We start from the raw sequence: 21,192 nt of genomic DNA on the forward strand, positions 1-21,192 counted from the left end.
GCTGCAACTCGGGCTGCAAATCAGGCCGCAAATCGCTCAATGTTCGACCGGGGCGGCCGGTGTGGCTGGTGCCGCCGGTGCTGTGGCGAACCATCGGTCGAGACCGGCTGTGACTGCGTCAAGCGAGCCCGGCGTGACATGCAGGCCGAGCTTCGAGCGGCGCCAGAGGACATCTTCCGCGCACGTCGCCCATTCGGCGTCGCGCAGGTAGCGCAGCTCTCTTTCGTGGATTCCGGGGACGATTTCCGCGCCCAGTCCGTCAAGCGATTGCGCATCGCCGATCATGCGTTCCGCACGCGTGCCGTATGCATGCGCATAGCGTCGCGCGAGCGACGCAGGCAACCATTGATGGCGCGCCGCGAGTGCATTGGCGAACGACTCGAAATTCGCGTTGGCGATGTCCCCGCCCGGCAGCGGCTTGCCGGCTGTCCACGCTCCGGCGGACGAACCCAGCGCGCGGCACAGCAGGTCGGACGCTTCCTCCGCGAGCTTGCGAAACGTCGTGATCTTGCCGCCGAATACGGACAGGAGCGGCGCGGCGTCGGTGTTATCCATCTCCAGACGATAGTCGCGCGTGACGGCGGACGGATTGTCGGCGCCTTCCTCTTCGAGCAGCGGGCGCACGCCGGAGTAGGTCCAGCACACGTCGGCGGGCGTTATCTTGTGCTTGAAATAGCGGTTGATCGAATCGCACAGGTAGCGCGTTTCGTCGCTGTCGATTGCGACATGAGCGGGATCGGCGCGGTATGCGACGTCGGTCGTGCCGATCAACGTGTAATCGTGCTCGTACGGAATCGCGAAGATGATCCGCTTGTCCGGATTCTGGAAAATGTACGCGTGATCGTGTTCGAACAGGCGCTTCGTGACGATGTGGCTGCCCTTCACGAGACGCACGCTGTGATTCGCATCGGCGCCGAGCGCGCCATGCAGCACGCTGCCGACCCACGGGCCCGCAGCGTTCGCAATCGCGCGGGCGCATACGGTGACGGTCGAACCGTCCGCGCGCTGCAGCTGCGCGTGCCATTCACCGTTGGCGCGCTGCGCGGACACGAGTTTCGTGTGCGTGAGGATCGTGGCGCCGCGTTCCTTCGCATCGAGCGCGTTCAGCACGACGAGACGCGCGTCGTCGACCCAGCCGTCTGAGTAGACAAAACCGTGCCGGATCGAGTCGGCGAGCGGCGCGCCCGCCGGGTGGCGGCGCATGTCGATTGCGCGCGAGCCCGGCAGCAGTTCGCGTTTCGCGAGATGGTCGTAGAGGAACAGGCCGATGCGGATCAGCCACGCCGGGCGCAGATTCGGCATGTGCGGCATGACGAAACGCAGCGGCCGCATGATGTGTGGCGCCGCGCGCAGCAGCGTTTCGCGCTCCAGCAGCGCCTTGCGCACGAGCCCGAACTCGCGGTACTCGAGATAGCGCAGCCCGCCGTGAATCAGCTTGGTGCTGGCCGACGATGTGTGCGACGCGAGGTCGTCCTGCTCGCAAAGGAGCACGGACAGCCCGCGCCCAGCCGCGTCGCGCGCAATGCCCGCGCCGTTAATGCCGCCGCCGACGACGAGCAGATCGTACCGGTTCTGTCGAGTCACCCGCAGTTCCTGGAAATGGTTAAAACGAACCTTAAATTTTCGAATTCGAACTTTAGCGAGCGAAATCGAAAAAGTAAAGCTCGTTTCTCGACGGAACAGACGTGCCCGGCGCGCAGGCCGGTGAAGAGGGGGTGGGATAGTGCCGCCGCTGCTGCTACTGCCGCCGCGGCGAGGGCGGACGGGCCGGGAAGGTGCCCGCGCCGGGTGGATTACCGCGCCGGCTGGTCGGCGACGTAGACCTGGGTGGCGGCCGCCATGATGGTTTCGTGCATCTCGGCGGGCGGCGCCTTGTCGGTGAAGAGCGCGTGGACCTGGTTCAGATGCCCCTGGTGGGCGAGCGCCGGCCGGCCGAACTTCGAATGATCCGCGACCAGATAGACCGTGCGCGCGTGCTGGATGATCGCCTGCGCGACGCGGACTTCGCGCGTATCGAAGTCGCGCAGCGTGCCGTCCGTCTCGATCGACGACGTGCCGATGATCGCGTAATCGACTTTGAACTGACGAATGAAATCGATCGTGAGCTCGCCGACGATCCCCTTGTCCCATGGCCGCACGACGCCGCCCGTGATCATCACCTCGCACTCCTGGTAGCCGCTCATCATGCTCGCGACGTTCAGATTATTGGTGATCACGTGCAGACCGCGATGGCGGTGGAGTGCGCGCGCAACTTCCTCGGTGGTCGTGCCGAGGTTGATGAAGAGCGACGCCTGGTCCGGGATGTGCGTGGCGGCGAGCGCCGCGATGCGCCGCTTTTCGTCATGGAACATCGACTGGCGCGCAGTGTACGAGACGTTTTCCGAACTCGTCGGCAGGCTCGCGCCGCCGTGATAGCGGCGCAGCAGATTCAGGTCGGCCAGCATGTTCACGTCGCGGCGGATCGTCTGCGGCGTGACGTTGAAGTGCGACGCGAGATCCTCGACGGTGACGAAGCCGTCGCGCTGCACCCATTCAAGCAGTTCCTGCTGGCGCGCATTGAGGGTCAGGCGGGGGTCTCGGGTCATGGTTCTGGCTGGGAGGCTCGTGGAGAAGCGGACACTATTCTACTGAAGTTCGAACGAACATTTTGTGTGAGCTTTGGGGGCCGGGCGAACGTGGCAGGGTGGGGAAACGCGAAAAAGGTCGTGCCGGCGACGATCGGACATGGCAGATCGCTGCCTTTCGCCGCACGCGGTCGACGTAAAAACCGATGCACATTGTCCATGGCGCATCAATTGGAAAATAAATCAGGAATGCAAATATAAATTCAATGAACGGAGGTGAAAAACATCACGAAACTTCAGATGCAGATTCGGTTCGTCGGTGTTTGAGGACTGTATGCTTCGATCGCCGCAGGGCGCTGAAGGATGACGAATACAACCGCATTAACTCTGCGCGCATGATTCATCTCGCATATTCGGCGGGGATGATGCCGTTTCCCCTATGCACTGCAAATGGAAATTAAATCGGGGATCGTCAAATTCGCCACAAGTGAGCCTCGAAACGATTGCTGTCCTCCATGCATTTTGTTAGCCTCGCTCGCGGCGCGCACGGCTTGAACGGATGTGACGTTCGGCCGTTTCACCAGGACATGACGTCAATGTGAAAAAGAACTGGAAATACCTTTGCATCAAGCAGAGTTTCTTCCGGCATCACAGGTGTACAAGAAAATGAATAACGGGAGTTACCGGCTTGCGTCCAGCAAGCTGCGGGGGATGTTCGTAGCCGCCGCCGGGACGGCCATGGCTCACGGCAGGGCCAATCAGGAAGACACCGGCGCATCGTCCGCGCTCGTGTTCGCGGGCGCGGCGTCGGCCCGGATCCAGCCATCCGGCGCGCATGCGCCGAACGTCATCAGCACGGCCAGCGGCCTGCACCAGATAAACATCACGAAGCCGTCGCGCGCGGACGTATCGATGCATACGTACTCGCCGTTCGACGTGCAATCGACTGCACGACGCGCATGAACCACGACGCAATCAAGAAAACGCTTCGATGAACGTGTTTGCTTCGCGTCAGACGACGTTTGAGACGTCGATAAACGGCCAAAAGATTAGTTAATACTGTTTCGCCCATAAGGAGAAAAAATGACTCTACTGAAACCATACGGGGTTGCGCTCGCTGCCATTGTCGTGGCCCTGGCCGGATGTGCGACCGAGTCGTCGCACACGCTGCCGGTGCCGCCGATCGCCAGCGCGCAGCGGCCTGCGGTCGGCAAACCGGTCGGGATCGCGGTGGGCAAGTTCGACAACCGGTCGGCCTATATGCGCGGAATCTTCTCCGATGGCATTGATCGCCTCGGCGGCCAGGCCAAGACCATCCTGATCACGGCGCTTCAGCAAAGCGGACGCTTCAATGTTCTCGATCGCGACAACCTCGATGAAATTCGCCAGGAAGCCGGTTTCCTGAAGAAGGCGCAGGCCATCAAGGGCGCGCATTACGTCATTACCGGCGACGTGACGGAGTTCGGCCGCAAGGACGTGGGCGATCAGCAGCTTTTCGGCATTCTCGGTCGCGGAAAGCAACAGGTTGCCTACGCGAAAGTGAGCCTGAACGTGGTTGATATCACGACATCGGAAGTCATCGCGTCGAGCCAGGGTGCGGGCGAGTTCAGCCTGTCGAACCGCGAGGTTATCGGCTTTGGCGGCACGGCCAGTTACGACTCGACGCTGAACGGCAAGGTACTCGACCTCGCTATTCAGGAAGCGGTTAACCACCTTGTCGATCAGGTCGATGCGGGCGCACTGAAAGCAGCTCAGTAGGTTTGCCGAAACACTTCGGCCTGTTCGCGATTCGATCGCACACGCATATAAATACATTCGGGGTTATCACGATGAACTACAAACGCACGATACGGGGACTCTGCTTGCCGATTACGGCGGCAGCCGTACTTCTCTCGGGATGCGCAAACGGCCCGCGCCCGCTTTACCAGTGGACCGGCTACCAGCCTGCGGTCTACGACTATCTCAAGGGAGAAAAGGCGCCGCAGCAGCAGATCGATGCGCTTGAAAAGGCGCTTCAGGAGATTCGCGGTAAGGGCAACACACCACCGCCGGGATTTCATGCGCAGCTTGGCATGCTGTACGCGAGCGTCGGCAACGGTACGCAGGCAATGCAGCAGTTCGAGGCCGAAAAGGAGCTTTTCCCGGAGTCCTCGGCCTACATGGATTTCCTGATGAAGACACCGAAACAGCACTGAGCGAGCCATCATGTCAAAGTTCATTTCAATCAAGCTCTGGATTGCCGTATCGACGCTGGCCTTGCTGGCTGCCTGCGCGCAACCCGTGAAGTACACCGACTACACCGCCTTCAAGAACAGCCGGCCGCGTTCGATCCTGGTGCTGCCGCCGACCAATGAAACGTCGGATGTCAACGCGACGAACGGCATGCTTTCGCAGATGACGATGCCGCTCGCCGAGGCTGGCTATTACGTCGTACCGGTGGCGGTGATGGACGAGACGTTCAAAGAGAACGGCTTGACGACGCCAAATGACATTCAGGCGACCTCGCCCGCGAAACTGCGCGAGATTTTTGGCGCTGACGCCGCGTTGTACTCGAATGTCAGCCAGTACGGCACGGTGTACCGCGTGCTCGACAGTGCCACCATCGTTACGGCGTCTGCGAAGCTGGTGGACCTCAAGACGGGCGACGTGCTGTGGCAGGGCCGGGCGAGCGCGAACAGCAACGAAGGGAATAACAATTCCGGAGGTGGTTTGATCGGGATGCTGGTGACGGCGGCGATCAAGCAGATTGCCAACTCGCTCACGGACCGGAGCCACGATATTGCGGGGGTGACGAGTTACCGCTTGCTGCATGCCGGGCAGCCGAGTGGGCTGCTGTATGGGCCGCACTCGCCGAAATACGGTACGGATTGATTTTGGGTTGAGGGATGTGTGAGGCTCCTGTTGTTTGGGGGCCTCACATGGCGGCGACAGTCCGAAAACCCGTTCGCTTTGGTCGATGTATGGCCACAGGCTTTGGGCGTTGTGGCATCAGGATTAATCCAGCCTGATCGCAAATGCTATGCGGATTTCAGTAAGCAAAAGGCCCAGTCGAAATGACTGGGCTTCTCGATTGGATATGACCGGTCCTGCCGTAGGTTGACACATTTATTCTGGCGCCAATCCGATTAGCGGAAGGCGCATAGCGTCGCAGTTGTGCGGGTTGCGCCCGGGTGAGCGACGCCTTTCAGTTTAAGGTTCCGCGCAGGCAACACACCTGGAATGGCCCGGAACGAATGTTCCGGGCGCGCTGTCACGCTCAGACGGCAGCGGGCGGCACCACGAACAGCTCATATTGCCAGGCCTTCAACGTTTTTCCCCACGCTTCCTTGTGGACATTGAGGGGAAGCGGCTGCACAGTGCTCCACGCTGTCGCGCGCGCAATGCAGCGTGAATCCTCGGTCTCGCAGACGATGAGCATGCCCTCGCGGCGGACGTCGTCGCTTCGCAGCCAGGGCGTCGTCTGCGGCACGTCCATGTCCCAGTAGTGAGTGCGATTGCCGCTGTAGAACGCGATCGATTCCGCCTCGTGCGATCCTCCGGAAACGACCGGAATGGAATCTTCACCGGTACGCTGCTTCCACAGCGTGGTGGCAAGCGCCGCAAGCTCCGCACGGGGTTCGGCGGCTTCGTCGCCATTGCGCCGCGCGCCGGCATAGCCGGTCGCCGCCGCGGCGATCAGCACGATCAGCCAGTAGACGACGAGCACCCGCACAGCGCGCCCGGCTCGCACGGGCACACCGTCGCGCTGGAGCACCGCGAGCCACAACGGCACGAGCGCGAACCACTCGGCCATCCCCCACACCGACGCCATCTCCGTTCTGCCTGCTACCGCGATCACGCCGACGACCATCAGCGGAGCGAACGCAAGCCACCACAGGTCGGGGCACAGCGTCGGCTTCACGTAGCTCAGCGCCATCCGTCTTGCCGCGTGCAGCCGGCGTTCACCCACGAGCAGCACGACGACGACGAAGCTCGGCAGCAGATAGCCGATCTGCGCGAGCGTATAGATGCCGAAGCGTCCGACCGCGGCCGGCAACGTGCCGCCCGTGCGGTGTTCCGCGTAGACGAACGTCTGGAAGTGATGCTCGACCAGCCAGTCCAGATGAGGCAGCAGCACGACGATGCCCGCGACGACGACCAGCAGCGACCGCGCACTCAGCAGACGCGCGCGCCACGCCGGCCGTGCGAGCGACGCAACGAGAAGCGCAATGAGCAGCACCGCCGAGAAATACTTGCCGAGTACGGCGGCAGCCGCCAGAGCGCCCAGCGCAAGCGCCGAACGCCGTTCCCCCGTCTGTATCAAGCGTACGAAAAAGTACGCCGTCCACGGCCAGACCGAGAGCAAGACCGCGTTCGCATTGAACTTGATCGCGAGAGTCGAATAGAGCGGAGAAACCGCCATTGCGAGCCCGGCGACCACTGCCAGCCGGCGCGGCAGAAAACGGCCCGCCAACGCGACGATGCCGAGTAGCCCGACCATCGCATTGAGCGCGGACAGCGCGAAATACGCGATATCGGTGTGCGGAAACACGCGGAACCACGCAGCGGTGATCCACGCAAAGAGTGGCGGATGCTTCGCGTAGCCCCCCTGCCATTCGATACCCCATGCGTAGTTCTCGACCATGTCGCCCGGCGTGTCGAGATTGCCGCGAGACAGCCACGCGGCAATCGTCCACACCACCGCGTGAATCGGCAGCAGTGCAAGGAGGCGTGCGATGCCGTGCTTCTCGGCGAGGTCCGGGGGGGAATCAGTGGACGTCTCGAACTGGACTGGGATTTGCATCATGAAAAATCGCTTTGGTCAATCGAAGCGGCAATGGCCGTCATCAGGCCTGCTGCGCGCGGAAGGTCCAGACGGAACTGGCCGTGTAGGTCAGCACCATCACACAGGCGGTCGTCACGCACTGCGCGAGTAGCCATGACAGATGCGCCCAATGCGTGAGCGCGAACATCAGCGCACCGTTCAGACCGATGCTCGCAGCGGCGACGGTGAAAAAACGCGGCGCCGTTTTCCGGTGCGGACTCGTGCTGCGGAAAGTGAAGCGATAGTTCAGGTAGTAATTGACGATCGCGCCGACAACCGCGCCGATGCACGATGCGGCAACCGCGCCCAGCACGTGCGTCGACACCAGCGCGGCGAGCACCAGGTACTGGGCGATCGTTCCCATCGCGCCGACGCACGCGTAGCCGGCAAACCGCAACATCGCGTGCCGCATTACCGCCGTCCCAGCCGGTAGGTGTCGCGCACGATATAGACCGGCCGACGCTTCGATTCCATATAGATGCGGCCGACGTACTCGCCGATCACTCCGATGCCGATCAGCTGCACGCCGCCCAGAAACAGCACGGCGGTGATGAGGGATGCGTAGCCGGGGACATCGACGCCTCGCACCCAGGTCCGGATGATCAGATAGGCCGCATAGCAGATGGCAAAGCCCGCGGTCAGTCCGCCGATGTAGGTCCAGACGCGCAGCGGCAGCGTGCTGAAGCTCGTCAGGCCTTCCAGCGCGAGGTTCCACAGTTTCCAGCCGGAGAATTTGGTCTTGCCGCCGATGCGCGGCGACCGGACGTACTCGACTTCCGCCGTGCGAAAACCGACCCACGCGAACAGGCCCTTCATGAACCGCCGGTTCTCGGGCAACTGCTTCAGCGACTCCACCACCTGCCGGGACATCAGCCGGAAGTCGCCGGCGTTGTCGGGAATCGTGATGTCCGAGATCGCGTTGTGCACGCGGTAAAAAAGCGCTGCGGTTCCGCGTTTCGCGTAGGTGTCGGTGCGTCGTTCCGCGCGCTTTGCGAGGACGACGTCGTACCCGCACCGCCATTGTGCGACCAGTTTAGGAATGACTTCGGGCGGATCCTGGAGATCGGCGTCGAACGGAATCACCGCAGCGCCTTCGGCCTCGTCGATGCCCGCCGTCAGCGCGGCTTCCTTGCCGAAGTTGCGCGACAGGTCGATCACGCGGACGCGAAAGTCGGCCTGGCAAGCGGCGAGCAGCTTGTCGAGTGTCGCATCGGTGCTGCCGTCGTTGACGCAGACAATTTCGTAGTCGATATCGGGAATGCCGCACAGCACCGGCACGATCGCGTTGAAAAACGCCTCGATGACTGCGGACTCGTTGTAGAACGGAACCACGAGCGAGAGCAAAGGACGTGCATGCGCATGGCGCTCCGCATCTATTGCGCTGCCTCTGTCCGCTGTACCGGAGGAAACCGACGGCGCGTGACGCTCACGCGCATACGACGAAGTGTGGTCAAGCGCTTCGGAATAGTTTTGTGAAAGCACCTTAGGCCTTCTTCTGGATATTGTTGTCGCTCGTGGGCAACCCCGGCCCACATCAATAACGGAGCCACGCAAAAAGCCGAAATTACCAATACGGCTAAATCGGGCGCAATCTCCCATGGAGTGGCAATCAGCGGTAAACCGAATTAAATTTCGATAACACGCCAATTACCGCAACGTGAAATTTCTGCGGCTCGCTGCGATAGCGGTTCACTCAGCCTCCGTCTGATATCGACGACGTGGCAATCCCCGCGTGGACGAGGAGCGCCGCTAATTCCAGCGTGCCGGCACCGTCGCGTCACGGTCGCCGAGTTTATCACGAGCAACATGGGTTGGCCTTGCAATGGCCTGCACGGTAATGCCGCGGAGCGCGCCATCAAAACCCAGATGATGGGATGTGGTTGAATCGGTCCGGATGCCAGTTTCACCGGCTTTTAATTGTGGAACGGTGGAATGGTGGATGTTGAAGGGGCCGGCTGACTGGATTGTTCGCGTATGCGCCGCAATACGGGCAGGTAAAGGAACTCTCAGCGAGCGACGAAGCGACATGCTTCGTATCCCCCCAGACTTTTATGGAAAGCGGCGTGATTTTGTGGAACGGTAGAACGCAAAAAGGGTTTGCATCGCTGCAAACCCTTTTAAATACTTGGTGGGGCGTGAGTGGCTCGAACACTCGACCTACGGATTAAGAGTCCGCTGCTCTACCAACTGAGCTAACGCCCCAACAGAAGCGGAATTATGCAGTAGTTTCGCCGTCTTGCCAAGCTCTTTTCGCGAAATCCCTCAAAAAACTTCCGGTGGGGCCTGTGAGGGGCGAACTGGGCACTGCTGCAGCCGGGCGCTGTCGATGCAATCCTGCGCCACAGCCAGCCTCCAGATAAGAAGCCGCAGAACCGCGCTCGTATCCACCCGTCACCGCACGGGAACTGCCCACGGTCCCCAATCCGCCGCCTAACGAAGTGGAACTCTACAACGAAAACGGCCGGATAACCGCCCACACCACTTCGACCCACGCGCTGCTCGTCTAAGATCGTGCATCCAGGCGATAGAAGGCAGAAGGAGGCAGTCCGCATGTTCGATCAGGTAGTTTTCGCCGGGGGCGGCAACCGCTGCTGGTGGCAAGCCGGTTTCTGGGATGTCATACAGCCCGAGCTGAACATCCGTCCGCGCGTGATCGCGGGCATTTCGGCGGGCGCCGCCACCGCGTGCATGCTCTACACGCGCGAAGCCGACTGGGTCATGCGCTACTACGAACACGCGCTGCGCCACAACACGCGCAATGCCTATTGGGGCAACCTGCTGCGCGGCGAATCGGTGTTTCCGCATTACCGCATCTACCGCCAGGCGCTGCTCGACATCTACGGCGAGCATTTCAGCAACCTCAAGAACGCGCCGGAGATTCGTATCGGCGTGTCGCACATGCCTCGCTGGCTCGGCGCGCGCAGCGCGGTCGCCGCAGGGCTCATCGCTTACAACATCGAGAAATACGTCCGCAAGACGCTGCACCCCACGCTCGGCCGCAAGCTCGGCTTTCACCCCGAGTTCGTCACGGCTCAGGCGTGCGAAAGCGTCGAGGATCTCGCCGATCTGATACTGCAATCGTCATGCACGCCGCCGTTCACGCCGGTTCTGCGGCGCAATGGGCGGCCCGTGCTCGATGGCGGGATGGTCGACAACGTGCCGGTCGATGCGCTCGATGCCGCGCCCGGCACTGTGCTTGTGATGGTGACGCGTCTCTATCCGCGTCCGCAGATGTTCGTCGTGTCGCACGGCGTGCAGCAGCGCGTGTACGTGCAACCATCGGCCAAGGTGCCGATTTCGAGCTGGGACTATACGAGCCCGCGTCAGATGCAGCACGCCTACGACCTCGGCCGCTTTGACGGCGAACGTTTCCTCGTACGTCTGCCCGAAGTGCTCGGAGTTGCGGCGCGCACGTAAGCGGCGCAATCACGCACATTCACGCATTAGCGCTTTCGCACCGAATCGGCCCAACAATGGATTGAAACGTGGACGGCACATACGCCGTCCACCCGCCGCTTACTTGCGGCGTCCGCCTTGCAGCGCTTGCGGATTGGCGACGCTCGACATATCGCCGGCATCGAACGCGAGGATATTGCGGAACGCCGCGCTGAAGTAAAGCTCGTAGCTTTCGCGTTCCACGTAGCCGATATGCGGCGTGCAGATCACGTTCTCCATGCGCAGCAGGCTGTAGCCCTGCAGGATCGGCTCGCTCTCGAACACGTCGATCGCCACCATGCCGGGGCGGTTGTGCGAGAGCGCGCCGAGGAGCGCATTCTCTTCGAGCAGTTCCGCGCGGCTCGTGTTGACAAGCAGCGCCGTCGGCTTCATGCGCAGCAGATCTTCCTGTTTCACGATGCCGCGCGTGTCTTCGTGCAGGCGCAGATGCAGCGAAAGGATGTCGCTCTCTTCGAACAGCGCTTCGCGGCTCGCGGCGATCTCGAAGCCATCGGCGCGCGCGGCTTCGATCGAATGCTCGCGGCCCCATACGAGCACGCGCATGCCGAATGCCTTGCCGTAGCCCGCCACGATCCGGCCGATCTTGCCGTAGCTCCAGATGCCGAGCGTCTGTCCGCGCAGCACCTGGCCGAGCCCGAAGTTCTGCGGCATCGCCGACGTTTTCAGGCCCGACTGCTGCCACGCGCCTTGCTTGAGGTTCGCGACGTACTGCGGAATCCGGCGCTGCGCGGCCATGATGAGCGCCCAGGTGAGTTCCGCGGGCGCAACGGGAGATCCGGTGCCTTCGAGCACGGCAATGCCGCGCTCGGTGCACGCGGCGAGATCGATGTGCGTGCCGGCGCGACCCGTCTGGCTGATCATGCGCAGGTGCGGAAGCTTGTCGAGCAATTGCGAGCTAATGCGCGTGCGCTCGCGAATCAGCACGAGGGCGTCGACTTCGGAAAGGCGGCTGGCCAGTTGGCCGAGTCCGCGCACGGTATTGTTGAAAACCTTGACCTCATGATCGGCGAGCAGTTGAAAGCAGTCGAGCTTGCGGACAGCGTCCTGGTAGTCGTCAAGGATGGCAATTTTCATGGCACGGGGTTCTTGTGTGTCGCACCGTTCGAGGGCGACAGGGTGTTCATCTGGTGGTTATCCCACTATGCAGCGCGCGGCAGGCTGGTATGAATATAAAAATAGAAAGCCATCGCGGCGGGGACGGCTTGCGAATAACCGGTTTCGATTCCCGGAGGTTTTTACCCCCGGTCGTTGCAGGCACCACAGTTGCTGTTGTGGTGCGATGCAGTCCGGTGTTTGCGTTGCCGCGAATTTTGAATTTTTAACAGCTTGTCGGGTTTCGATGCAAGCCGCTTTACAGACGGTTTCGAACCCCAGGTTAAAAAGGCCTTGACGATCTGCCCGACTGCGCGAATCGGCGGTGCATCGATTGCCGCTGTTTTGTTCGTCGCAGTTGCGCCTCTCGCTTGCAGCGTCGAAAGGGCCAAATCCATTTTTGCAGCCCTAAAAACGGAGATAGCTCGATGAGTCACACCGATTTCAGCGCCGAGGCAGCACTGCAGGTGCCTGCCTGGGTCCGCCACCGAAAACTGGTGGAATGGGTTCAGAAGATCGCGGCACACACGCAGCCCGAACGCATCGTCTGGTGCGACGGCTCGCAGGAGGAGTATGACCGTCTGTGCCAGCAGATGGTCGATGCCGGTACGATGCGCAAGCTCAATCCGGCTAAACGGCCCAACTCGTATCTCGCATGCTCGAGTCCGTCCGATGTTGCGCGTGTCGAGGATCGCACCTTCATCTGCACGGCGCGCAAGGAAGATGTCGGCCCGACCAACAACTGGATTGCCCCGGCAGAAATGCACGCGACGCTCGATGGGCTGTTCGAGGGTTCGATGCGCGGCCGCACGATGTACGTGGTGCCGTTTTCGATGGGGCCGCTCGGCTCGCCCATCGCGCATATCGGCGTGGAGTTGTCGGATAGCCCGTACGTGGCCGTGAACATGCGGATCATGACGCGTATGGGCCGCGCCGTGTACGACGTGCTGGGCGAAGAGGGCGCGTTCGTGCCGTGCGTGCACTCGGTCGGCGCGCCGCTCGCAGCAGGGCAGAAGGACGTGCCGTGGCCGTGCAACGACACGAAGTACATCGTCCATTTCCCCGAAACGCGCGAGATCTGGAGCTATGGCTCGGGCTACGGCGGCAATGCGCTGCTCGGCAAGAAGTGTTTCGCGCTGCGCATCGCGTCGACGATGGGCCGCGACGAAGGCTGGCTCGCCGAGCACATGCTGATCCTCGGCGTGCGTTCGCCCGAGGGCCGCAAGTACCACGTCGCGGCGGCGTTTCCGTCCGCGTGCGGCAAGACCAACTTCGCGATGCTGATTCCGCCGCCCGCGTTGAACGGCTGGGAAATCACGACGATCGGCGACGATATCGCCTGGATCAAGCCCGGTCCCGATGGCCGGCTCTACGCGATCAACCCGGAAGCGGGCTACTTCGGCGTGGCGCCGGGCACGAGCGAAAAGACCAACTTCAATGCCATGGCGACGCTCAAGGAGAACGTGATCTTCACGAACGTCGCGTTGACCGACGACGGCGACGTCTGGTGGGAAGGCATGACCGACACGCCGCCCGCGCACCTCATCGACTGGCAAGGCAACGACTGGACGCCTGCCATCGGGAAGGAGACGGGCCGCAAGGCCGCGCATCCGAATGCGCGTTTCACGGCGGCGGCGTCGCAGTGTCCGTCGATCGATGCCGAGTGGGAGAACCCGAAGGGCGTGGCGATCGACGCGTTCGTGTTCGGCGGACGGCGCTCGACCACGGTGCCGCTCGTGACCGAGGCGCGCGACTGGACCGAAGGCGTCTATATGGCGGCGACGATGGGCTCGGAGACGACGGCCGCGGCTGCGGGCCAGCAGGGCGTGGTGCGGCGCGATCCGTTCGCGATGCTGCCGTTCTGCGGCTACAACATGGCGGACTACTTCGGCCACTGGCTCAAGGTCGGCGCGAAGCTCACGCACCTGGGCGCGACCTTGCCGCGCATCTTCTGCGTGAACTGGTTCCGCAAGGGGCCGGACGGCAGGTTCACGTGGCCGGGTTTCGGCGAGAACATGCGGGTGCTGGAGTGGATGGTGCGCCGTATCGAGGGCGAGGCGAGCGGCGGCACGCACGCGTTCGGCGTTTCGCCGCGCTATGAAGACATCAACTGGCGCGGCCTCGACTTTACGCCCGCCCAGTTCGAACAGGTGATTTCGGTCGAAGCCGATGCCTGGCGAGCCGAGCTGGATCTTCACTCTGAGCTGTTCAGGAAGCTCGCCCACGGCTTGCCCGAAGCGCTGCAACGCACGCGGGAAAAGCTGGAGGCGCGCTTCGACGCTTGATTTGTGAGCGCTCACTCACCGCCGGGCCGCCTTCGGGCGGCCCTTTCATTTGGGGCGCAGGGATGCCGGGAGGCAGTGTTGCAGGCCATACAGGAGCTGTTCGCCGCTTGCGGAGCTAATTTGCCGCGGTGCAGGATTTGTTGTGCGTGAAGAAACAATGAACCATTTGGTTACACATTTTTAGTCACAGTCGAAGAAATCCACAAGAAATGTACGTACTTTGGAGCAACTTCTGCACGAATTCAGGAGTCGTAGGAGAATTCGCAGCTCACTCGGCTGGATGGAGCGAGCAGTAATCGGGCAGGAGTCGTCTCATGGATCATTTGCAGTCGATGCGCGTGTTCGTCAAAGTGGCCGACCTTGGCAGTTTTGCCCGGGCCGCCGCCGCGATGGATATCTCGAACGCAGTCGTCACGCGCCACGTCGCCGACCTCGAAAGCCGGCTCGGCACGCGGCTGCTTAACCGTACGACCCGCAGCCTCTCGCTGACCGAATCGGGTCAGGTCTATCTCGAGCGCACGCGCCAGATTCTCGACGAACTCGAAGACGTCGAGCAGATGGTGGTCGCCCGCAATCACGAACCCGTCGGCACGTTGCGCATCGTCGCGCCGGTTGTGTTCGGACTGCACAATCTCGCGCCGGTGCTGCAAACCTACACGCAGCGCTTTCCGCAGGTCGTTCCCGACGTGTCGCTCGTCGACCGCCAGGTCGATCTCGTCGAAGAGGGCTTCGACCTCGGCATCGTCGCCGCACGGCAGATGCGCAGCGCGAGCATCGTCACGCGGCGCCTTACGACCGGCCGCATGACCGTCTGCGCGACGCCCGCGTATCTGGAAAAGCACGGTACGCCCACGCGCCCCGAGCAGTTGATCGATCACCCGTCGCTGTCGTTGCCGTCGGAATACTGGGGCGACGAACGCGTCTTTACGGGGCCGGAGGGCGAAATCCGCGTGCGCCCGGCCAACGTGATCATCGCCAACAACACCGAGATGCTGCGCCAGTTCGCGCTGCTCGGCATGGGCATCGCGGTCCTGCCGAGCTATCTGATCGGCAGCGACATGGCGCGCGGCCGTTTCGTGCGGCTGCTGAGCGAATATCGGCTGCCGCAGATCGAGATCAACATCGCCTACCCGAGCCGCCGTCATCTGCCGGCCAAGGTGCGCACGTTCATCGATCACCTGGTCGAGCATTTCAGCCAGACGCCCAACGGCCAGGCCAGCGAGCAGCCGGCGACGGACGGGCAGGCACAGCCTGCGGCGGCGTCGGCGGCGCGCCACGGCGCGCAATATCCGGCTTCGTCGGACGCGTTCGACGGCTCGGAGCCGCTGCCAGACCTGCTCGACGGCGAGCGGGAGCCGAAGGCAGTGCGTTCGTCGGTGCGAACGCGCACTTCAGCGCTTTCGTCGTTATAAGGCCGACATCTCCGTTCATCGCGCGATAAAAAAGGCGCAGCCTCGTGAGAGGTTGCGCCTTTTGTCTTGGGCTGGCGGTGCGGCGCGCCCGGCGCTGCCGCCGGACGTCGCACGCCGCGCGATCAGGAGCCCGTCTTGCGGGTGGCCGTCTTGCGCGCGGCAGTCTTGCGTGCCGTTGTCGTCGACTTCGCTGCCGCGGTCTTGCGCGCGGGCTTCGCGACGTCCCGCTCTTCGTCGTTGGCCGCCTGCGTCTCGGGTGCTGCCTCGGCGGCGGCTGTCGATTTCTTCGCCGCGCCCTTTGCCGCCGTCTTCGCGCTGGGTTCCTTCTTCTCGAACTCGAAGCCGATCTTACCGTCGCTCTGCTTCACGAGGAACGCCTTGAAGTTGCGGCCCGTACGCGACGACTTGAAGTTCGTGAGCAGATCCGTGCGGCCCTCCGCGAGCAGCTTCGCCATCTGCTCGCGCGTGATTTCCTGCTGGAGGATCACCTTGCCCGAGCGGAAGTCGCAGGTCTTCGGGCTGGCGACCGAATGCTCGCAGACGTAGCTCATGCCGTGCTCGAACACGCGCCCGCCGCATTTCGGGCATGCGCCCACGGCTTCCTGCGCCGAGAAATCGGGCGCTTCGCCGTCTTCGCCGCCCTGATCCTGGCCGAAGTCGAATTCGAGCTTGTAGTTCTTCGTTTCGTCGTCGAAAGAAAGCTTGAGGATCGCCGAGAACGGGCGGCCCATCTTGCTGCGGAAACCGGAAAGCGGGCCGATCGTCTTGTTCTGCAGCAGTTCCTCGACCTCGGGGATCTCGAACTGACGGCCACCCGGAATCTTGGAAATCGAGAACTCGCACTTCGTGCAGGCGAAACGCCGATAGTTTTCCTTCACCTGGGCGCCGCAATTCGGACACGGTGTTTCGAGCGTCGCGTAGTCGCCCGGAATCGTATCGGAGTCGTACTCCTTCGCGCGCTTCACGATGGTCTGCGTCATGCGGGCGATTTCCTGCATGAACGCGTCGCGCTGCAGCTTGCCGCGCTCCATTTGCGAGAGCTTGTATTCCCATTCGCCCGTGAGTTCCGGCGCCGTCAGTTCCTTGACGTCAAGGCCGCGCAAAAGCGTCATGAGCTGGAAGGCCTTCGCGGTCGGGATCAGGTCGCGCCCTTCGCGCACGAGATATTTTTCGCCGAGCAGACCTTCGATGATCGCCGCGCGCGTGGCCGGCGTACCCAGGCCTTTCGCGGCCATCGCCTCGCGCAGTTCGTCGTCCTCGACGAGCTTGCCCGCGCCTTCCATGGCCGAGAGCAGCGTCGCTTCGTTGTAGCGTGCGGGCGGCTTCGTGACCAGTTGATGCGCGGCGACCTTGTCGGTCTTGACCTTCTCGTTCTTCTGCACCTGCACGAGGTTGGCATCGTCGCCGCCCGTGTCGCGGCCATACACCTGGAGCCAGCCTGCCTCGACCAGCACCTTGCCTTCGGTCTTGAAGTGATGCCCCGCGACTTCGGTGATGCGCGTCGTGACGCGATATTCGGCAGCCGGGAAGAACACGGCGAGGAAGCGCTTCACGACGAGGTCGTAGAGCTTCTGCTCCGGCTCGGACAGCGATTTCGGTGCCTGCAGCGTCGGGATGATGGCGAAGTGGTCGCTGATCTTCGAATTGTCGAAGATGCGCTTGTTCGGCTTCACCCAGCCCTTGTCGAGCACCTGTTTCGCATGCGGCAGGTAGTTGTTGCTCTCCTTGAGCATGTCGAGCGTCTGCTTGACGGTATCGAGGTAGTCCTCGGGCAGCGCGCGCGCATCGGTACGCGGGTAGGTGAGCACCTTGTGCTTTTCGTACAGCGCCTGTGCGAGGCCGAGCGTGTTCTTGGCCGAAAAGCCGAAGCGGCTGTTGGCCTCGCGCTGCAGGCTCGTCAGGTCGAAGAGCGCGGGCGAGAGCTGCGTGGAAGGCTTCGATTCCTCGGTGACGGTGCCTTCGCGGCCGTGGCAGGCGGCGACGATCGTTTCGGCGGCCGGCAGGCTCCAGAGGCGCGAGTCGCGCTTTTCCGGGTCGAATTCATCGCGTTTGAATTTCGGGTCGAACCAGCGGCCTTCGTAGAAACCGGCGGCGCAGACGAATTCGGCACGCACTTCCCAGTAGTCGCGCGGCACGAAACGGCGGATTTTCTCTTCACGTTCGACGACGATCGACAGCGTTGGCGTTTGAACGCGACCGACGGTGGTCAGGAAGAAGCCGCCGCCCTTGCTGTTGAAGGCGGTCATGGCCCGCGTGCCGTTGATGCCGACGAGCCAGTCGGCTTCCGAGCGGCAGCGTGCGGCATCGGCGAGCGGCTGCATATCGGAGTCGCTGCGCAGGTGCGTGAAGCCGTCGCGAATGGCGGCGGGCGTCATCGACTGGAGCCAGAGGCGCTGGACCGGCTGCTTCGCCTTCGCGTGCTGCGCGATCAGGCGGAAAATCAGCTCGCCCTCGCGCCCCGCGTCGCATGCGTTGATGAGGCGGTCGACGTCCTTGCGCTTCATCAGCTTCGTGAGCACCTTCAGGCGCGTTTCGCTTTTTGCGATCGGGTTGAGGTCGAAATGCGGCGGGATGACGGGCAGATGCGCGAAGCTCCACTTGCCTCGCTTGACTTCATATTCTTCGGGCGCGGCGATTTCGAGCAAATGGCCGACCGCCGAGGACAAGACGAAATCGTCGTTCTCGTAATACTCGTCATGCTTCGTAAACCCGCCCAAAGCGCGTGCGATGTCGTTCGCGACGGACGGCTTCTCGGCGATGATCAGAGCTTTGGACATGACTTTTATAAGTGGGTGAATCCGGGTTAGTGCGCCTGTGGCCGACGCCGAAGCGGGTCGGTTCTCGGGCCGGTCCTGTAACGACCGCTTTATAGCACAAGGTTCGGCGGCGGCGATTTTCGCATCTTCTCGTTGGCCGCCATCGCCGCTGCTGTTGCTACCGCAGTTGCAACTGCTGTTGACACCGCAGTTGCCACACAAGGCGCCCAATCATAATGGCGCGACGAGCCAGCGGGCAAGCGGGGGACTGATCGGAATCAGGTCATTGTGCGAACGGGCGGGCTGCGGCTCCTGCTCCTGCTGCGGCTCCTGCCCGGGCTTCATGCCTCGGCAAGCGCGGGACGCAGCTTCGGTGCGTCTGTCACGCCCGGCAGCGCCGTGAGATCGGCGAGCATGCGCTCGACCACGGCGCCATGGGGCAGCACGGTGCCGAAAAAGCGCGTTGCAGAGGCATCTTCGATCAGGATCGTCGGGAAGTTCTCCACATCGAGGTCGTCAAAGCGGTCGGCGTGCGTTTCGATGTCGATCCAGGCGAAACAGATGTCCGGGTGCGCGTTGGCGATGCGATCGAACGTCGCCCGATAATCGCGACAGGTGCCGCACCAATCGGCGCACAGGCACGCGACGAACAGCGTATCGCGGTCGGCGACGCGGCTGGCGATCCGGTCGGCATCGGTGTCGAGGTCAAGCGCTGGCATGGTCGTTCCTTGCGTTCTCTTATATATAGAGGCGGTACATTTGGCGCGAATGTAACACGCCGTAGCCAGGGTTTGTTCACGTGAACAGGCCCTGGCGAAGTGCCGCCCTGACGAACCATCCGCCGGGCAGCGAATTCAATTGACCGGAAAGTTCGAGCCGTAGCAACGCGGCTTGCAACGTCGCTTCGCTCAGTTCGGTACGCGCCGCGAGGATTTCAAGCGTGGCGGGCGCGTGGCCGAGCGCGTCGAGCACGTGCAGCGCCTCGGGATCGGGGTTGCCAGGCAATCGTGCGTGGCTGTTTTGCCGGGGGAGTTCGTGCGTGGCCGCGCGCGCCGGTTGCGCGATGTTTTCGCCAACGCTGCGCGTTGCGGATACTGCGGGCGCGGCGGGTGCCGCACGCGCTGCGGGCGGCTGAATGCCGAGCGCTTCGAGCACTTCCTCGGGCGACTCGACGAGTTGCGCGCCTTCCTTGATCAACCGATGGCAGCCGCGCGCAAGCGGTGCGTGAATCGAACCGGGCAGCGCGAAGACATCGCGTCCCATTTCATTGGCGAGCCGTGCCGTGATCAGCGAGCCGGAGCGCATGGCGGCTTCCACGATCACGACGCCTTCCACGAGGGCCGCAATCAGGCGATTGCGCTGCGGAAAATTCGCCGAGCGCGCGGGCGTGCCAAGCGGCCACTCGGAGAGGATCGCGCCACGCTGTGCGATCTGCGCGGCGAGCGTGCGATGCGCGCGCGGGTAGACGAGATCGGCTCCCGTGCCGACAACGGCGGCTGTTCCGCCGCGTTCGTCGAGCGCGCCCCGATGCGCGGCGCCGTCCACGCCGAGCGCGAGCCCGGAGACGACCGTGGCGCCCGCGGCTGCGAATGCGCGTGCAAACCGTGCGGCGTCTTCGAGCGCCTGCGGCGTCGCGCTGCGGCTGCCGACGACGGCGATGCCGCGCGCGTGCAGCAGGCTGAGCCGGCCTTGTACGTAGAGCAGCGGCGGCGGGTCCGGCATCGCGAGGAGCCTCGGCGGATACGCAGGATCGGCGAGCGTAACCAGCGCGTTACCCGGCATTGCGCACCAGGTGTTCAGCGTTTCGAGCCGGTTCGCAAAGCCGGGCGTGGGCGCAGCGACTGCGGCGCGTGCGGCTTCGCTGCCGGCTGCGGCGGCAAGCGTCGCGAACGGCTGGGCCAGCACGTTCTGCGGCAGCCCGAAGGCGGCGAGCAGCGTGCGCAGCGCGGCGGGTTTCAGGCCGCGCGCAGTGGCGAGGCGCAGCCAGGCGGACCGTTCCTCGTCGCAGATCGGCAAGGGTGCGAGCATGGAGAAAACCCCGGTGCCAGGTGGGTTGCAACCTGGCGTGATAAAATTTTCACTATCCGAAATCCAGCGCGGCGCGTCCCTCGATGCGTCGCGCACCTGTGCGGCGGCCTGCGGACTGTGGCGTGGGCAGCGGCCGTTGAATCCGGCCGTTTTGTCCGTATATCCTCTGCGTCCTGCAACGCGCGGGCAAGCTGGCCGAACGGCCAGTCCGCGCGATGCCGCAAGAACCCGGCCCCTCATGGAAACTCCGTAAAACCATGGCTCTACTGAACATCCTTCATTACCCGGACAAGCGTCTGCACAAGATTGCCAGGCGGGTCGAGGTCTTCGACGACCGCATCCGCAAGCTCGTCGCCGATATGGCGGAGACGATGTACGCCGCACCCGGCGTCGGTCTCGCGGCGACGCAGGTGGATGTGCACGAGCGTGTCGTGGTGATCGATGTCTCCGAAACGCACAATGAACTGCGCGTATTCATCAACCCGGAAATCATCTGGTCGAGCAAGGAGCTGGTGGTCCACGAAGAGGGCTGCCTCTCGGTGCCGGGCATCTACGACGACGTCGAGCGCGCGGAGAGCGTGCGCGTGCGTGCGCAAAACGAGAAGGGCGAAACCTACGAAGTGGACTGCGAAGATCTGCTCGCCGTGTGCATCCAGCACGAGATGGATCATCTGATGGGCCGCGTGTTCGTCGAGTACCTCTCGCCGCTCAAGCAGACGCGCATCCGGAACAAGATGAAGAAGCTCGACCGCGCGATGTGAGTTGCGATGTGAGGCGCGTGTGAGGCATTCTCGC

The 21,192-nt window shown here is 62.9% G+C and carries 18 protein-coding genes and 1 tRNA gene; 8 read left to right on the forward strand and 11 right to left on the reverse strand.

The annotated features are described in order from the left end of the window. Nucleotides 1-36: 36 nt before the first annotated feature. Nucleotides 37-1,584: a glycerol-3-phosphate dehydrogenase gene (gene glpD / locus ACFPTO_RS10775; RefSeq protein WP_377711356.1), complete on the reverse strand. Its 1,548-nt coding sequence runs from the start codon at nucleotides 1,582-1,584 to the stop codon at nucleotides 37-39. Nucleotides 1,585-1,793: 209 nt separating this feature from the next. Continuing rightward, nucleotides 1,794-2,585 carry a DeoR/GlpR family DNA-binding transcription regulator gene (locus ACFPTO_RS10780; protein ID WP_377711357.1) on the reverse strand — a complete coding sequence of 264 codons (792 nt, stop codon included), beginning with the start codon at nucleotides 2,583-2,585 and terminating at the stop codon, nucleotides 1,794-1,796. 645 nt (nucleotides 2,586-3,230) lie between these two features. Between ACFPTO_RS10780 and ACFPTO_RS10785 the strand changes: the two genes are divergently transcribed. The 4 genes from ACFPTO_RS10785 to ACFPTO_RS10800 all read left to right on the forward strand — a co-directional run bounded on the left by ACFPTO_RS10785 (nucleotide 3,231) and on the right by ACFPTO_RS10800 (nucleotide 5,435). Beyond that, a complete protein-coding gene (locus ACFPTO_RS10785; RefSeq protein WP_377711358.1) occupies nucleotides 3,231-3,527 on the forward strand; it encodes a hypothetical protein in 297 nt (98 codons plus the stop codon). A gap of 120 nt (nucleotides 3,528-3,647) precedes the next feature. Further along, nucleotides 3,648-4,322 (forward strand): CsgG/HfaB family protein, encoded by a 675-nt coding sequence (locus ACFPTO_RS10790; RefSeq protein ID WP_377711359.1) that lies wholly within the window; start codon nucleotides 3,648-3,650, stop codon nucleotides 4,320-4,322. 71 nt (nucleotides 4,323-4,393) lie between these two features. Then, nucleotides 4,394-4,759, forward strand: a complete 366-nt coding sequence (locus tag ACFPTO_RS10795) for a DUF4810 domain-containing protein (RefSeq protein ID WP_377711360.1) — start codon at nucleotides 4,394-4,396, stop codon at nucleotides 4,757-4,759. Nucleotides 4,760-4,769: 10 nt separating this feature from the next. Further along, a complete protein-coding gene (locus ACFPTO_RS10800; protein WP_377711361.1) occupies nucleotides 4,770-5,435 on the forward strand; it encodes a DUF799 domain-containing protein in 666 nt (221 codons plus the stop codon). Between the two features lie 385 nt (nucleotides 5,436-5,820). Here ACFPTO_RS10800 and ACFPTO_RS10805 read toward each other — a convergent pair whose 3' ends face one another. The 5 genes from ACFPTO_RS10805 to ACFPTO_RS10825 form a co-directional block, all read right to left on the reverse strand. Continuing rightward, nucleotides 5,821-7,350 (reverse strand): glycosyltransferase family 39 protein, encoded by a 1,530-nt coding sequence (locus ACFPTO_RS10805; RefSeq protein ID WP_377711362.1) that lies wholly within the window; start codon nucleotides 7,348-7,350, stop codon nucleotides 5,821-5,823. 40 nt (nucleotides 7,351-7,390) lie between these two features. After that, nucleotides 7,391-7,768, reverse strand: coding sequence for a GtrA family protein (locus ACFPTO_RS10810; protein ID WP_377711363.1), 378 nt, complete (start codon nucleotides 7,766-7,768; stop codon nucleotides 7,391-7,393). An 11-nt stretch (nucleotides 7,769-7,779) separates the two neighbouring features. Further along, entirely contained in the window at nucleotides 7,780-8,745 is a 966-nt protein-coding gene (locus ACFPTO_RS10815; RefSeq protein WP_377711718.1) for a glycosyltransferase family 2 protein, read from the reverse strand. A gap of 372 nt (nucleotides 8,746-9,117) precedes the next feature. Next, nucleotides 9,118-9,396 (reverse strand): hypothetical protein, encoded by a 279-nt coding sequence (locus ACFPTO_RS10820; protein ID WP_377711364.1) that lies wholly within the window; start codon nucleotides 9,394-9,396, stop codon nucleotides 9,118-9,120. A 98-nt stretch (nucleotides 9,397-9,494) separates the two neighbouring features. Further along, a tRNA-Lys gene (locus ACFPTO_RS10825) sits at nucleotides 9,495-9,570 on the reverse strand. Between the two features lie 348 nt (nucleotides 9,571-9,918). On the opposite strand from ACFPTO_RS10825, the gene ACFPTO_RS10830 reads away from it, so the two are divergent. Next, nucleotides 9,919-10,785, forward strand: coding sequence for a patatin-like phospholipase family protein (locus ACFPTO_RS10830; protein ID WP_377711365.1), 867 nt, complete (start codon nucleotides 9,919-9,921; stop codon nucleotides 10,783-10,785). Nucleotides 10,786-10,884: 99 nt separating this feature from the next. Here the strand turns inward: ACFPTO_RS10830 and ACFPTO_RS10835 are convergent, their stop codons facing one another. After that, nucleotides 10,885-11,898: a D-2-hydroxyacid dehydrogenase family protein gene (locus tag ACFPTO_RS10835; RefSeq protein ID WP_377711366.1), complete on the reverse strand. Its 1,014-nt coding sequence runs from the start codon at nucleotides 11,896-11,898 to the stop codon at nucleotides 10,885-10,887. 446 nt (nucleotides 11,899-12,344) lie between these two features. On the opposite strand from ACFPTO_RS10835, the gene ACFPTO_RS10840 reads away from it, so the two are divergent. Further along, a complete protein-coding gene (locus ACFPTO_RS10840; RefSeq protein ID WP_377711367.1) occupies nucleotides 12,345-14,201 on the forward strand; it encodes a phosphoenolpyruvate carboxykinase (GTP) in 1,857 nt (618 codons plus the stop codon). 314 nt (nucleotides 14,202-14,515) lie between these two features. Then, nucleotides 14,516-15,613: a LysR family transcriptional regulator gene (locus ACFPTO_RS10845; protein WP_377711368.1), complete on the forward strand. Its 1,098-nt coding sequence runs from the start codon at nucleotides 14,516-14,518 to the stop codon at nucleotides 15,611-15,613. Nucleotides 15,614-15,735: 122 nt separating this feature from the next. On the opposite strand, the gene ACFPTO_RS10850 is transcribed toward ACFPTO_RS10845, so the two are convergent. The 3 genes from ACFPTO_RS10850 to dprA all read right to left on the reverse strand — a co-directional run bounded on the left by ACFPTO_RS10850 (nucleotide 15,736) and on the right by dprA (nucleotide 20,397). Then, a complete protein-coding gene (locus ACFPTO_RS10850; RefSeq protein WP_377711369.1) occupies nucleotides 15,736-18,390 on the reverse strand; it encodes a DNA topoisomerase III in 2,655 nt (884 codons plus the stop codon). A 320-nt stretch (nucleotides 18,391-18,710) separates the two neighbouring features. After that, on the reverse strand, nucleotides 18,711-19,088 hold the full coding sequence (locus tag ACFPTO_RS10855; RefSeq protein ID WP_377711370.1) for a thioredoxin domain-containing protein: 378 nt from the start codon (nucleotides 19,086-19,088) through the stop codon (nucleotides 18,711-18,713). Nucleotides 19,089-19,164: 76 nt separating this feature from the next. Beyond that, nucleotides 19,165-20,397 carry a DNA-processing protein DprA gene (gene dprA, locus ACFPTO_RS10860; protein WP_377711371.1) on the reverse strand — a complete coding sequence of 411 codons (1,233 nt, stop codon included), beginning with the start codon at nucleotides 20,395-20,397 and terminating at the stop codon, nucleotides 19,165-19,167. A gap of 257 nt (nucleotides 20,398-20,654) precedes the next feature. On the opposite strand from dprA, the gene def reads away from it, so the two are divergent. Then, nucleotides 20,655-21,158 carry a peptide deformylase gene (gene def, locus ACFPTO_RS10865; RefSeq protein ID WP_377711372.1) on the forward strand — a complete coding sequence of 168 codons (504 nt, stop codon included), beginning with the start codon at nucleotides 20,655-20,657 and terminating at the stop codon, nucleotides 21,156-21,158. The last annotated feature ends 34 nt before the right edge of the window (nucleotides 21,159-21,192 follow it).

It is taken from the genome of Paraburkholderia denitrificans (assembly GCF_042655705.1).
Lineage (GTDB): Bacteria > Pseudomonadota > Gammaproteobacteria > Burkholderiales > Burkholderiaceae > Paraburkholderia > Paraburkholderia denitrificans.